Annotated in this window: 13 protein-coding genes; 8 read left to right on the forward strand and 5 right to left on the reverse strand. The window is 71.5% G+C overall.

The features are described from left to right. Nucleotides 1–20 precede the first annotated feature (20 nt). A complete protein-coding gene (locus QQ657_RS04295; RefSeq protein WP_284740715.1) occupies nucleotides 21–620 on the forward strand; it encodes an SRPBCC family protein in 600 nt (199 codons plus the stop codon). A gap of 23 nt (nucleotides 621–643) precedes the next feature. Beyond that, nucleotides 644–1012: a hypothetical protein gene (locus QQ657_RS04300; protein WP_284740716.1), complete on the forward strand. Its 369-nt coding sequence runs from the start codon at nucleotides 644–646 to the stop codon at nucleotides 1010–1012. Here the strand turns inward: QQ657_RS04300 and QQ657_RS04305 are convergent. Both QQ657_RS04305 and QQ657_RS04310 read right to left on the reverse strand, forming a co-directional pair. Then, the gene (locus QQ657_RS04305) at nucleotides 1002–1298 is read right to left on the reverse strand and encodes a DUF1540 domain-containing protein (RefSeq protein ID WP_284740717.1); all 297 of its coding nucleotides are present in this window, start codon (nucleotides 1296–1298) and stop codon (nucleotides 1002–1004) included. The two genes, QQ657_RS04300 and QQ657_RS04305, sit on opposite strands and share 11 nt — an antisense overlap. A 139-nt stretch (nucleotides 1299–1437) precedes the next feature. Continuing rightward, nucleotides 1438–2277 (reverse strand): LLM class F420-dependent oxidoreductase, encoded by an 840-nt coding sequence (locus QQ657_RS04310; protein WP_284740718.1) that lies wholly within the window; start codon nucleotides 2275–2277, stop codon nucleotides 1438–1440. Nucleotides 2278–2900: 623 nt separating this feature from the next. Here QQ657_RS04310 and QQ657_RS04315 point away from each other — a divergent pair. The 3 genes from QQ657_RS04315 (at nucleotide 2901) to QQ657_RS04325 (ending at nucleotide 5011) form a co-directional block, all read left to right on the forward strand. Further along, nucleotides 2901–3671, forward strand: coding sequence for a choice-of-anchor P family protein (locus QQ657_RS04315; protein WP_284740719.1), 771 nt, complete (start codon nucleotides 2901–2903; stop codon nucleotides 3669–3671). A gap of 4 nt (nucleotides 3672–3675) precedes the next feature. Beyond that, the gene (locus QQ657_RS04320; RefSeq protein WP_284740720.1) at nucleotides 3676–4236 is read left to right on the forward strand and encodes a class F sortase; all 561 of its coding nucleotides are present in this window, start codon (nucleotides 3676–3678) and stop codon (nucleotides 4234–4236) included. A 226-nt stretch (nucleotides 4237–4462) separates the two neighbouring features. Then, nucleotides 4463–5011 carry a DUF1062 domain-containing protein gene (locus QQ657_RS04325; protein ID WP_284740721.1) on the forward strand — a complete coding sequence of 183 codons (549 nt, stop codon included), beginning with the start codon at nucleotides 4463–4465 and terminating at the stop codon, nucleotides 5009–5011. A 20-nt stretch (nucleotides 5012–5031) separates the two neighbouring features. Here the strand turns inward: QQ657_RS04325 and QQ657_RS04330 are convergent, their stop codons facing one another. Genes QQ657_RS04330 through QQ657_RS04340 form a run of 3 tightly spaced genes read right to left on the reverse strand, consistent with a single transcriptional unit; the run spans nucleotide 5032 to nucleotide 8401 of the window. Then, a complete protein-coding gene (locus tag QQ657_RS04330; RefSeq protein WP_284740722.1) occupies nucleotides 5032–5778 on the reverse strand; it encodes a succinate dehydrogenase/fumarate reductase iron-sulfur subunit in 747 nt (248 codons plus the stop codon). Further along, on the reverse strand, nucleotides 5775–7703 hold the full coding sequence (locus QQ657_RS04335) for a fumarate reductase/succinate dehydrogenase flavoprotein subunit (RefSeq protein WP_284740723.1): 1929 nt from the start codon (nucleotides 7701–7703) through the stop codon (nucleotides 5775–5777). Before QQ657_RS04335 ends, QQ657_RS04330 begins: the two co-directional genes overlap by 4 nt. Next, nucleotides 7703–8401, reverse strand: a complete 699-nt coding sequence (locus QQ657_RS04340; RefSeq protein WP_434056716.1) for a succinate dehydrogenase cytochrome b subunit — start codon at nucleotides 8399–8401, stop codon at nucleotides 7703–7705. Before QQ657_RS04340 ends, QQ657_RS04335 begins: the two co-directional genes overlap by 1 nt. An 82-nt stretch (nucleotides 8402–8483) precedes the next feature. On the opposite strand from QQ657_RS04340, the gene QQ657_RS04345 reads away from it, so the two are divergent. The 3 genes from QQ657_RS04345 (at nucleotide 8484) to eno (ending at nucleotide 12648) form a co-directional block, all read left to right on the forward strand. Next, nucleotides 8484–9434 carry a LysR family transcriptional regulator gene (locus QQ657_RS04345; RefSeq protein ID WP_284740724.1) on the forward strand — a complete coding sequence of 317 codons (951 nt, stop codon included), beginning with the start codon at nucleotides 8484–8486 and terminating at the stop codon, nucleotides 9432–9434. Between the two features lie 23 nt (nucleotides 9435–9457). Then, on the forward strand, nucleotides 9458–11032 hold the full coding sequence (locus QQ657_RS04350) for an amidase (RefSeq protein WP_284740725.1): 1575 nt from the start codon (nucleotides 9458–9460) through the stop codon (nucleotides 11030–11032). 332 nt (nucleotides 11033–11364) lie between these two features. Next, nucleotides 11365–12648 carry a phosphopyruvate hydratase gene (gene eno, locus QQ657_RS04355; protein ID WP_284740726.1) on the forward strand — a complete coding sequence of 428 codons (1284 nt, stop codon included), beginning with the start codon at nucleotides 11365–11367 and terminating at the stop codon, nucleotides 12646–12648. Nucleotides 12649–12650 lie beyond the last annotated feature (2 nt).

Below are 12650 nucleotides of genomic sequence, written 5' to 3' on the forward strand. Positions count from 1 at the left end.
ACAAACCAAGGAGAACCGCCATGGTCAAGACCACCCGCGCCCTGCTCGCCGTCCCGCTGGCCGCCGCGGCCCTCTTCGCCGCCGCCCCTGCGGAAGCGGCCACCGCGAACCCGCTGACCTGCCGCGGCCAGGGCATCGATCCGGCCGCTCAGCTGCACCACCGCACCGAGACGTTCGTCAAGGCGCCCGTGGACACCGTCTGGAAGGTGCAGACCGGCATCGAGGGGTGGCCGGCCTGGCAGGCCGCGGTCACCAGCGCGAAGCGGCTGGACCCGGGCCCCCTGCACCCGGGCTCGCGGTTCCGCTGGACGACCCCGGCCCCGGCGACGCCGTCCTCCCCCGCCACGACGCTCGTCATCACGTCCACCGTCGGCCAGGTCCAGCCCGAGCGGTGCATCCGCTGGTCCGGCCCGGCGATCGGCGAGGGCCTGCGCATCGACCGGGGCGTCCACGTCTGGACGTTCACGCCGGTCCGGGGCGGTGTCGTCGTCCGCACCGAGGAGAGCTGGACGGGCGCCCAGATCGAGGCCGATCCCGCCACGGCCATCAAGTACCTCGCGCCCGGTCTCGACCTGTGGCTGGCCGACCTCAAGACGGCCGCCGAAGCCCGCCACTGCTGATCCCGACCTCGAAGGAGAAAGCGATGTCCACACCCACTCGCCCGTCGAAGGCCGTGCTCGTCGCGGCGTGGGCGTTCCCGGTCATGGTGCTCGGCCAGTTCGCGCTGCTCGCCGGCATCCCGGTCGCGATCGTGCTGGCCCGCACGCTGCGGTCCCGCGCGGCCCGCTGGTGGAGCGGCCTGATGACGGCGGCCTACGTCGTCCCGCTGGCGGTCTGGCTCATCGGGCCGAGCACGGCACCGAGCCTGTCGAAGTCCCTGAGTCCGGTGGCGACCGGAGTCATCACGGCGGTGGGCGCCGTGGCCGCCGTCGGGTTGCACCTGGTGCGGCGGCGCACCGCGGCGCCGGTCGAGAGCCGACCGGCGCCGCGTTCGCCGGGCGCTACTTCGTGAAGGTGAGGCAGTTGGCGGAGTGCCCGCCCTCGCCCGGGCCGACCCGGACGCCCGAAGCCGTGCACTCCAGCGAGGAGTTGTGCCGGCAGTCGGCCCGCGAGCAGGCGCCCACCTGGGCCACGACGCGGTCGAGGCCGCCCTTCGTGTTCAACGGGACGAAGGTGCCGCAGTCCGCGGAACCGTTGTCCCCGCCGACGGTGATGGCGAAGGCGTGGCAGCCGTCGTGGTTGTAGGAACAACCGCTGACGGTGCATTCGTGCACGGCGGGCATTTCGGTGGTGGTCATGCGCGACTCCTGGATCCGTGGCGGGAAATCAGTCGGTTTCCCGACGCTCCCACCGGGTCCGGGGTCGCGCAATTCGCGGCAACTCGGCCGGGTGATCCACTCCGCACGCCCGGGTGAGAACCGCGTCAGCGCAGTATTTTCAGCGCAGTGGCTCGAGCGCTTTCGCCAGCGGCTCCAGCACGGCCGGGGTGTGCGGCGGCGGCAGGTAGACGATCGCGAGGTCGAGACCCGCTTCGCCGAGCGCCTCCGCTTCGGCCGCGACCTTGGCGTAGTCGCCGTCCGGGTCGAGGCGGACGTGCGAGGACAGCGTGATCTCGGCCGGGTCGCGGCCGATGTCCGCGCAGTGGCGGTGCAGGACGTCGCGCTTGTGGGCGAACTCCTCGGGCGTGCCGCCGACGAAGTTCCAGTGCTGGGCGTACTTTGCGGCCGTGCGCAGGGTGCGCTTCTCGCCGCTGCCGCCGATGCAGATCGGCGGGTGCGGCTTCTGCGCGCCCTTCGGCTCGTTGCGCGCGTCGGTCAGCTGGTAGTACTGACCCTGGAACGTCGTGGTCTCCCGGGTCAGCAGGCCGACGAGCACCTCGCAGCCTTCCTCGAAGCGGTCGCTGCGTTCCTTGACCGTGCCGAGCTCCATGCCGTACGCGCCGGACTCCTCTTCGTTCCAGCCGGCGCCGATGCCGATCTCGAGGCGGCCGCCCGAAACGATGTCGAGGGTCGCGGCCATGTTCGCGAGCAGCGCCGGGTGGCGGTAGTGGATCCCGCTGACGAGCGTGCCCAGCCGCAGCCGCTTGGTGGCCTGCGCGAGCGCGGTGAGCGTGACCCAGCCTTCGAGGCACGGCCCGGTCGAATCGGAGAAGATGGGATAGAAGTGGTCGAAGGTCCACCCGGACTCGAAGAGCTCGATCTCGTCGGCGGCCTGCCACACGGCGAGCATGTCCGCCCACTCGGTGTTCTGGGGCGAGGTCTTGATGGCGAATCGCATGATCGCGATCGTAAACCTGGAGTTCCTCCAGGACAGCCGTCGCTCGATCCGGTGACGGGCTCGTCGGGGCGTGGGCTCCGGGTACGCCTTCCTGATCGCCGACGGCCAGATCCGCTACCGCGGCGGCCGCCGCGACCCGAGCGGCCCGGACGGCGGCTCCGGGTCGATGGCGTGGCGGTGGCCCACGACCGTGACGCCGCTGCCCGGGCAGAGCGGTCCGCCGCCGCGGGTGAGCCCGGACCTCGGGAGCCGGGGGCCCCTACCGGGCTTGACGCCCGGCGGCGATCCAAACGGCCGTGGTGGTCACATGACTCTGCGTGTTCGCCGCCGCCCGTCCAGGTAATCACTCGTCCGTGTCTGATCCGGGGCTGAACCGCCTCGAATGCCGCAGTGCGCACTACTCCGCGTCCACACATTCGGAAAACCCGAGCCCTCGAGTGACCGCTTAGTGTCGTCCCCGCACTCGAAGATCACGTTCAGCGCACCACCGGAATCCCCGTCGCCGCAAGGAATTCTTGCCCCGGGTAGCGATTTTGATAGCGTGGCCGGGCTTTCCCTTGCCGCCGGGTCACGTCCCGTCGCGGCTTCTCCCCGTTTTCCGTTCCGGCGAAAGGACTTTCTTCATGCGCACGACCCTGCTCCGAGCCGGGAGCCTCGCCGGGGTGACCGTCGCCGTGCTCGCCGGCTCCGCCGGTGTCGCCGCCGCCGGCGACGCCGTCAGCGGGTCCGCCTTCGGCGCGTCGGCGAGTGTCTCCCTGCTGCCCGGAGTCCTCACCGGCAGCACGGGGATCACCGTCGACACCGGGCAGCTGGCCAAGTCGAGCAGCACCGGCCCCGCCGAATCGAGCGTCGCGGACGTCCCGCTCAGGGGGCTCGTCACCGCCAAGGCCATCAGCAGCTCCGTCGTCGGCGGCGCCGGTTCCGTGGCCGCCAAGGCGAGCGTCGCCGAGGTGACGCTGCCGCTGCTCGCCGCGGCCGCCGGGCGCGTTCCGTCGATCCGGCTGATCAGCGCGCGCTGCGGGTCGGCCGACGGGCACGTCACCGGCAGCAGCGACCTCGCCGGCGTCAACCTCGGCCGGCTCGGCACCCTCCCCGCCGCCACCTCGCCCAACCAGAAGCTCGGCATCCCCGGCGTCGCCGAGGTGATCGTCAACGAGCAGACCCAGCGCTACGACGGCTCCCTCGAAGTCACCGCCCTGCACGTCAAGCTGCTCGGCGGCAAGGCCACCGGCGCCCTCGGCAGCGGGGACGTCAAGCTCGCCTCCGTCACCTGCGGCCCGTCGAAGGAACGCGCGCCCGAGGCGCCGCCGCGGCCGACCGGGCCCGGGCAGGTCGTCGTCGTCCCCGCCGGTGCTCCGCAGACCGGCGACGGCAGCCTCGCCACCGAAGGCTGAGCCGGTGCTGCGCCGCGCCCTCCTCGTCGCCGTCTCCGCCCTGCTGCTCGCCGGCTGCGGCGCGACGGCGACCCCCGCCGCCCCACCACCGGCTCCCGTCTCCGCCGGGCTGAGCCGGTCCCTGCCGACCGCGCTCGACGTCCCCGCGATCGACGCGAAGTCGACGCTGGTGTCGCTCGGGCTCAACCCGGACCGCACCGTCGAGGTGCCGCCGGTCGACCAGCCACTGCAGGCCGGCTGGTACGAGTACGGCCCGACCCCCGGCGAGATCGGGCCCGCGGTGATCCTCGGCCACATCGACGGCGACCACCGCAAGGGCATCTTCTGGCGGTTGCACGAGCTGAAGCCGGGCGACCCCGTGCACGTCGACCGCACCGACGGCGGGAAGCTGACGTTCGAAGTGACGAAGGTCGACCAGATCGCGAAGAGTTCCTTCCCGACGGAAGCCGTGTACGGCAACACTTCCGACGCCGAACTGCGCCTGATCACCTGCGGCGGCCGGTACGACGCGGCGAACCGGAACTACCTCGACAACGTCATCGTGTACGCCAAGCTCAAGAAATGACGCCGAGCCGGGTCAGCGGCAACTGGACGCTGACCCGGCGGGCGCGCGAAAAATCGGTGGAAGGGCACCGCCAACTGCCCTTATCGTCCTCCGAGCCCCGTCGCCCGGCCGAAGGACTGCCGTTGTACATCGCGTGAGACACCCCGAGTGCTGAATCGTCGCGCGTCGCGCCTGTGCGCCGCGCCGCTTCCTGCTGCGGACTTCTCACGGAAACCGGTGTACTCCTGTGCTCGTCACCTGGGTCGTCGTACCCACCTGCCTGCCGATCGTCCTGCGCCGCTGCCACGTGTGCGCGGCCGGGCGGTTCCGGGCCAACGGAAAATTTCGCGTCAACGCCAACCACAAGCTCATCGACGCCTGGCTCCTCGCGCTCTGTACCACATGCGGGGACACCGTGAAGCTCACGGTCCTGGAGCGCGTGAACGTGCGCTCCGTCCGACCCGAGCTGCTGGACCGGCTGCACCGCAACGATCCCGGCCTGGCCGCCGAACTGCTCCAGGACCCGGTGCTGCGGCGCCGCAACCGCATCGCCCTCGACTGGGACGGTGCGTGGCGTCTCGACACCGGCGGATCGGACCACCTGGACCGCGAGGTGGTCGACGTTTCGGTCCGCTTCGCCGCCCGGATCCCGATCCGGCCGGCACGGCTGGTCGCCGAAGGGTTCGGCCTTTCGCGGGCCGAGGTGGAGCGGCTGATCACGGAGGGGAACCTCGTCTCGGCCGTCCGGCTGAGCGGCAAGCTCTCCGGCGACTTCACCTTCACCCTCAAACGCTGAACCCCCGGACGGCGGGCCGCTCAGCCACGACCCGAGCGGCTCGCCTTCCGGAACTCCCGGTTGAGGCTCGCGATGCTCGCGAACGGAATCCCCTTCGGGCACGACGCCACGCACTCACCGGTGTTCGTGCACCCGCCGAACCCCTCCGCGTCCATCGTGTCCACCATGTCCAGCACCCGCTGGGCCCGTTCCGGCTGCCCCTGCGGCAGCAGGCTCAGGTGCGTCACCTTCGCCGCGGTGAACAGCATCGCCGAGCCGTTGGGGCACGCCGCGACGCAGGCGCCGCAGCCGATGCACGTCGCGTTGTCGAACGCCAGGTCCGCGTCCGGCTTGGGGACCGGGGTCGCGTGGGCGTCCGGGGCGCTGCCCGTCGGCGCGCTGACGTACCCGCCCGCCTGGACGATCCGGTCCAGCGCCGAGCGGTCCACCACCAGGTCCTTGATCACCGGGAAACCCCGGGCGCGCCACGGTTCCACGTCGACGACGTCGCCGTCTTCGAACGACCGCAGGTGCAGCTGGCAGGACGTCGTGCGCTCCGGGCCGTGTGCCTGCCCGTTGATCACGACGCCGCACGAGCCGCAGATGCCCTCGCGGCAGTCGTGGTCGAAGGCCACCGGTTCTTCGCCGTTCGCGATCAGCTCCTGGTTGAGCACGTCGAGCATCTCGAGGAAGGACATGTCCGGGCTGAGGTCGTCGACCGGGTAGGACACCAGCCGGCCCTCGGTGGCCGGGCCGGCCTGCCGCCAGACGCGGACGGTGAGTTTCATGTGTAGCTCCGCTGGGTCGGGTGCACGTGCTCGAAGGCGAGGTCTTCGCGGTGCAGCACGGGTTTCTCGCCGTACTCCCACGCTGCGACGTACGAGAAGTGCTCGTCGTCGCGCAGTGCCTCGCCGTCGGCGGTCTGGTGTTCTTCGCGGAAGTGCCCGCCGCAGGACTCCTCCCGCGCGAGCGCGTCGATCAGCAGCAGCTCGGCCAGCTCCAGGAAGTCCGCCACCCGGTTGGCCTTCTCCAGCTCCTGGTTCAATGAGCTCGCGTCGCCGGGGATGCGGACGTCCCGCCAGAACTCCGCGCGCAGCCCCGGGATCCGGTCCAGGGCCTTGCGCAGGCCTTCGCGGCTGCGGGACATCCCGCAGTGGTCCCACATCAGCAGGCCGAGCTCGCGGTGGAACGAGTCGACCGACCGCGTCCCCTGTACCGAAAGCAGCCGCGAGATCCGGTCGCGCACCTCGGCTTCCACCCGCGTGACTTCGTCGTGGCCCGGCGGGACCTCGTCCAGCCGGGTCCCGCCGAGGTAGTCGTTGAGCGTCGCCGGCAGCACGAAGTAGCCGTCGGCGAGCCCCTGCATCAGCGCCGACGCGCCGAGCCGGTTGGCGCCGTGGTCGGAGAAGTTGGCCTCCCCGATGACGAACAGCCCGGGGATCGTGCTCTGCAGGTCGTAGTCCACCCACAGCCCGCCCATCGTGTAGTGGATGGCCGGGTAGATCCGCATCGGCGTCCGGTAGGGGTCCTCCGCGGTGATGCGCTGGTACATGTCGAAGAGGTTGCCGTAGCGGGCTTCGATCGCCGGGCGGCCCATCCGCTCGATCGCGTCGGCGAAGTCCAGGTAGACGCCCAGGCCGCCGGGCCCGACGCCGAGGCCCGCGTCGCACACGTTCTTCGCCGCGCGCGAGGCGATGTCGCGCGGCACCAGGTTGCCGAAGCTCGGGTACAGCCGCTCGAGGTAGTAGTCGCGCTCGTCCTCGGGGATCTCCTCCGGCGGCCGCGTGTCGCCCTGGGATTTCGGCACCCAGATCCGGCCGTCGTTGCGCAGCGACTCGCTCATCAGCGTCAGCTTCGACTGGTGCTCCCCCGACCGCGGGATGCACGTCGGGTGGATCTGCGTGAAGCACGGGTTCGCGAAGTACGCGCCACGTTTGTGCGCCCGCCAGATCGCGGTGGCGTTGGAGCCCTTGGCGTTGGTGGACAGGTAGAAGACGTTCCCGTAGCCGCCGGTCGCGAGGACGACGGCGTCCGCGAGGTGCGTCTCGATCTCGCCGGTCACCAGGTCCCGCGCGACGATGCCGCGTGCCCGGCCGTCGACGACGACCAGGTCGAGCATCTCGGTCCGCGGGTGCAGCTCGACGTTGCCGGCGTCGATCTGCCGCGACAGCGCCTGGTAGGCGCCGATCAGCAGCTGCTGGCCGGTCTGGCCGCGCGCGTAGAACGTCCGCTGGACCTGCACGCCGCCGAACGACCGTGTGTCGAGCAGGCCGCCGTACTCCCGCGCGAACGGCACCCCCTGCGCCACGGCCTGGTCGATGATCTGCGCCGAGACCTGGGCCAGCCGGTACACATTGGACTCCCGTGACCGGAAGTCGCCGCCTTTCACGGTGTCGTAGAAGAGGCGGTAGACCGAGTCGCCGTCGTTGCGGTAGTTCTTCGCCGCGTTGATCCCGCCCTGCGCCGCGACCGAGTGCGCCCGTCGTGGTGAGTCCTGGAAGCAGAACTGCACCACGTGGTAGCCCTGTTCGGCCAGCGTCGCCCCGGCCGACCCGCCGGCCAGCCCGGTGCCCACCACGATCACGCGGTGCTTGCGCCGGTTCGCCGGGTTCACCAGCTTCGCGGCGAACTTCCGTTCGTCCCAGCGGTTTTCCAGGGGCACCGCGGGTGCCTTGGTGTCGGCGATCGGGTCGCCGGTCACGTAGTCGGACATCAGTCCACCAGTCCCGTCATGATCGCGACCGGGACGAGCGCGTAGCCGCCCGCGATCACGACCGCCGTCGTGCTGCCGAGGATCTTGATCGCCCGTTCCCGCCGCGCGCTGGTGACGCCCAGCGTGCGGGCGGCGCTGGCGAAGCCGTGGTGGATGTGCAGGCCGAGCATCGCGAGCGCGACGAGGTAGATCACGTTCACCCACCAGACCTGGAAGTCCGCGACGAGGTTGTGGTACGGGTCGCCCGGCACGAAGTCCCGGTTCACCGAGCCCACGGTGAAGTCGAGGATGTGCCAGACGACGAACACCGCGAGCGTCGCGCCGCCCCAGCGCATCGTGCGCACCGCGAAGGTCGCGCGCACCGGCCGCCGGTGGACGTAGCCCACCGGCCGCGCCCGCAGGTCGCGCCGGACCAGCTGGACCGCCGCCGTGACGTGCAGGACGAGCGCGAGCAGCAGGACGACGCGCTGGATCCAGAGGAACCAGGCGTAGTGCAGGACCGGCTCGCCGATGGTGCGCAGCCAGTGCGCGTAGTGGTTGAGGTCGTCGGCGCCGAGGAACGTCTTGAGGTTGCCGACCATGTGCGCGAACACGAACGCGAGCAGCAGCGCGCCGCTCACCGCCATCACGATCTTCTTGCCGATCGTCGAGTCCCAGAACCGGCGGACGTTCGAACGGCGCTCGAGGTCAGTTACCACCCGATCGACGGTAGAAGCGGCTTCACCAGAGGTCAAAGACATCATGACTCTGCACTCGATAGGCACCGGCTATCGTGGTGTCATGCAGCTGCACCAGCTCGCCTACTTCGTCGCCGTCGCGGAGCACCGGCACTTCACCCGCGCCGCCGAAGAGATGCGGGTCGCGCAACCCTCGCTGTCCCAGCAGATCCGCACGCTCGAACACGACCTCGGCGCGCCGCTGTTCCACCGGATCCGCGGCAACGTCTCGCTCACCGAAGCCGGCGAGGTCCTGCTGCCGATCGCGCGGCGGATCCTGGCGGAGACCGAATCCGCGCGGCTCGCGATCCGGGAGCTGGACGAGCTCGACCGCGGCCGCGTGCGGCTCGGCGCGCCGCCCAGCCTGTGCACCGGCCTGCTGCCCGCGATGCTCTCGGCGTTCCGCCGCCGCTACCCGGGCATCCAGCTGGAGCTGCACGAAAGCGGGTCGGGCGACCTGCGGCAGCGGCTGGCCGAAGGCGCGCTGGACCTGGCCCTGCTGGCCGGGGCCCGGATGGCAGGCGACCTCCACCTGGCGGCGACGCCGCTGCTGCTGGAAGAGCTGGTCGTGATCTCCCCCGCGGACGCGCCGGTGCCGCGGGCAGGCGACCGGCTCGACGTCCGCGAGCTCGCCGACGTCCCGCTGGTGATGTTCCGCCGCGGCTACGACGTCCGGGAAGCGACGGTCAACGCCTGCCGCACGGCCGGGTTCGAACCGTCGTTCGCGATCGAGGGCGGCGAGATGGACGCCGTGCTGGAGCTGGTGCGCGCGGGGGTCGGATCCGCGGTGGTGCCGAGCACCGTGGCGGGAGAGCGCTTCCTGATGACGCGGTTCGCGCCGGAAGCGGGCATGACCCGGATCGTGCAGCTGGCCTACCGCAAGGAGGTCGAACCCACCCGGGCCGTCCGGGCGCTGCGCACCGCGATCGTCGGGTTCGTGGCCGACCGCGCGAGCCTCCCGCCCGGTATCGAGTCCCTTGTGGACAGAGGCGGCACCCGACCGATAGGGGGTTGACCACCGGCGCGTTCAGGAGTCCGATGGACGCCGTGAATCGTCTGCGCTCGGCCGCCGTGCTCGTCGTCCTCGCCGGTTCCCTCGTGGCTCCGGTCCCCGCCTCCGCCGCCACCGAGTCAGGGTTGGGGTTCGACCTCGACGCGGCCACCATCCCCGAGCTCCAGCAGCGGATGGACCACGGCGGACTCACCGCCGTCCGGCTGACCACGGCCTACCTGCGCCGCATCGACGCCGTCGACGGCAAGGTCCACTCGGTGGTCGCGCTCGACCCCGGTGCGCTCCGGGCCGCCGCCGCCAGCGACGCCCGCCGCCGCGCGCACCACACGCTCGGGCAGCTCGACGGCATCCCGGTGCTGCTCAAGGACAACATCGACACGCACGCGCAGCCGGCGACCGCGGGCTCGCGGGGCCTGCCGCGCAGCCGCCCGGCCGCCGACGCGGCCCTGGTCGACCGGCTGCAGAGCGGCGGCGCGGTCATCCTCGGCAAGACCAACCTGTCCGAGTGGGCCAACTTCCGGTCGACGCACGCGACGTCGGGCTGGTCCGGGATCGGTGGCCAGACGAACAACCCCTACGTGCTCGACCGCAACCCCTGCGGCTCGTCGTCGGGCTCCGGCGCCGCCGTCGCGGCCACGCTCGCCCAGGTCGCGATCGGCACCGAGACCGACGGCTCGATCGTGTGCCCGGCGGGCGCCAACGACGTCGTCGGCGAGAAGCCGACGCTCGGGCTCGTCAGCCGGACCGGCGTCGTGCCGATCTCCGCGCAGCAGGACACCGCCGGGCCGATGGCACGCCACGTCGTCGACGCGGCCGTCACGCTGTCCGTGCTGCAGGGCCGCGACCCGGCCGACCCCGCGACCGCGGCCATCCCCGCCGGTCAGCCGCGCGACTACGCGGCCCTCCTGCACCCGGGTGCGCTGCGCGGAGCCCGGATCGGCGTGTGGCGGCTGGCCGGGCTGGACGCGGACGTCGACCGGGTGGTCGGGGACGCGGTCCGGACGCTGACCGCCCGCGGGGCCACGGTCGTGGACGTCGACCTGCCGTACCAGGACCAGATCGGGGCCGCGGAGTCCCCGGCGCTGCTCACCGAGTTCAAGCGCGACCTCAACGCGTACCTCACGCACCGGCCCGGCCACCCCGCCACGCTCGACGAGCTGATCGCGTTCGACCGGCGTGATCCCGTGGAGCTGTCGAAGTTCGGCCAGGAGCTGTTCGAGCAGGCCGCGGTCGCGCCGTCCCCGAGCGACCCGACCTACCGGCAGCAGCGGGCGACGGCCACGTCGCTGGCGCAGCGGTCGATCGACGAGACGCTCTCGCGGCTGCACCTGGACGCCATCGTCGCGCCCACCAACAGCCCGGCGTGGAAGACGGACTACGCCGCCGGTGACGCGTTCGTGCTCGGTTCGTCGACACCGGCGGCCGTCGCGGGCTACCCGAACGTGTCGGTCCCGGCCGGGTTCGCGGGCCCGCTGCCGATCGGCGTGTCGTTCTTCGCCGGCCGCTGGGCCGACGCCCGCGTCCTCGCCTTCGCCGCGGCGTTCGAGCACGCCGCCCCGGCGCGCCGGGCACCCGCCTTCCTCCCCACGCTCGGCTCCTGATGCCCCGCCAATCACGCGAGACGCGCGCCCAATCACGCGAGTTACGTCTCCAATCACGCGAGATCGGCCGCTGATCACGCGAGTCACGTGCCGGTTCACGCGAACCGACCCTCCAGGTACGCGAGCCGACCGTCTGGGTACGCGAGCCGACCGTCCGGGTACGCCCGCCGGCCGGCTGCCTCGGTCATCCCTTGTGGACGGCCGACAGCGGTCGAGGTCGGCCGACGTAAATGGCCCTTATCGATTCAGACACTCTCTGCTAGCCTCCGTCCCGGACCCGCGCACGGCAGCGCCGCCGGCGCCCCCTGGGGAACGATCTTCAAGGAGCTGAAATGACGGCAATCGCCCGTGTTCACGGCCGTGAGGTCCTCGACAGCCGGGGCAACCCGACCGTCGAGGTGGACGTCGTGCTGGCGGACGGCTCGCTGGGCCGGGCCGCCGTCCCGTCGGGCGCCTCCACCGGCACGCGGGAGGCCGTCGAGCTCCGCGACGGCGACCAGGCGCGCTACCACGGCAAGGGCGTCCGCAAGGCCGTCACCGCCGTCAACACCGAACTCGCCGAGGCGGTCCTCGGGCTGAACGCCGAAGCCCAGGCCGAGGTCGACGCCGCCCTGATCGCCGCGGACGGGACGGCGAACAAGGCCCGGGTCGGCGCCAACGCGACGCTCGGGATCTCCCTGGCCGTCGCGAAGGCCGCCGCCGCGGCGAACACGCTGCCGCTGTACCGCTACGTCGGCGGCGTCTTCGCTCACCAGCTGCCGATGCCGATGATGAACATCGTCAACGGCGGCGCGCACGCCGACAACCCGATCGACTTCCAGGAGTTCATGATCGGCCCGGTCGGCGCGGAGACCTTCGCCGAGGCCGTACGGATGGGCTCGGAGGTGTTCCACACCCTGCGCGCGTCGCTGCGGAAAGCCGGGCACAGCACCAACGTCGGCGACGAAGGCGGCTTCGCGCCCAACCTCGCGTCGGCCGACGAAGCGCTCGAGTTCGTCGTCCGCGCCATCGAGGAAAGCGGCTACACCCCCGGCGAGGACATCGCGCTGCTGCTCGACCCGGCCGCGTCGGAGTTCTACGCCGACGGCGTCTACGACTACCGCGGCGAAGGCCGCAAGCGCAGCGTCGAGGAGCACGTCGCCTACCTCGCCGAGCTGACCACGCGGTTCCCGATCGTCTCCATCGAGGACGGGCTCGCGCAGGACGACTACGACGGCTGGAAGCAGCTCACCGACGGCATCGGCGACCGCGTGCAGCTCGTCGGCGACGACGTCTTCTGCACCAACGTCAAGCTGCTGCAGGACGGCATCGACCGCGGGATCGCGAACTCGATCCTGGTCAAGGTCAACCAGATCGGCACGCTCACCGAAACGCTGCTCACGGTCGACACCGCGCACAAGGCGGGCTACTCGGTCGTGATGTCCCACCGTTCCGGCGAAACCGAGGACACGACGATCGCCGACCTCGCCGTCGCCACCGGCTGCGGCCAGATCAAGACGGGTTCGCTGTCGCGCTCCGACCGCACCGCCAAGTACAACCAGCTCATCCGCATCGAAGAGGAGCTCGGCGCCGAAGCCCGCTACGCCGGCCGCGCCACCCTCCGCGGCAGCCGCTGAGC

The sequence above is a fragment of the Amycolatopsis ponsaeliensis genome, from assembly GCF_030182635.1.
In the GTDB taxonomy this organism is placed as follows: domain Bacteria; phylum Actinomycetota; class Actinomycetes; order Mycobacteriales; family Pseudonocardiaceae; genus Amycolatopsis; species Amycolatopsis ponsaeliensis.

Coding starts and splice junctions, on each gene's coding strand:
- QQ657_RS04310 (WP_284740718.1), bottom strand. CDS start 2,277: ATGCGATTCGCCATCAAGACCTCGCCCCAGAACACCGAGTGGGCGGAC.
- QQ657_RS04315 (WP_284740719.1), top strand. CDS start 2,901: ATGCGCACGACCCTGCTCCGAGCCGGGAGCCTCGCCGGGGTGACCGTC.
- QQ657_RS04330 (WP_284740722.1), bottom strand. CDS start 5,778: ATGAAACTCACCGTCCGCGTCTGGCGGCAGGCCGGCCCGGCCACCGAG.
- QQ657_RS04300 (WP_284740716.1), top strand. CDS start 644: ATGTCCACACCCACTCGCCCGTCGAAGGCCGTGCTCGTCGCGGCGTGG.
- QQ657_RS04350 (WP_284740725.1), top strand. CDS start 9,458: ATGGACGCCGTGAATCGTCTGCGCTCGGCCGCCGTGCTCGTCGTCCTC.
- eno (WP_284740726.1), top strand. CDS start 11,365: ATGACGGCAATCGCCCGTGTTCACGGCCGTGAGGTCCTCGACAGCCGG.
- QQ657_RS04345 (WP_284740724.1), top strand. CDS start 8,484: ATGCAGCTGCACCAGCTCGCCTACTTCGTCGCCGTCGCGGAGCACCGG.
- QQ657_RS04335 (WP_284740723.1), bottom strand. CDS start 7,703: ATGTCCGACTACGTGACCGGCGACCCGATCGCCGACACCAAGGCACCC.
- QQ657_RS04305 (WP_284740717.1), bottom strand. CDS start 1,298: ATGACCACCACCGAAATGCCCGCCGTGCACGAATGCACCGTCAGCGGT.
- QQ657_RS04295 (WP_284740715.1), top strand. CDS start 21: ATGGTCAAGACCACCCGCGCCCTGCTCGCCGTCCCGCTGGCCGCCGCG.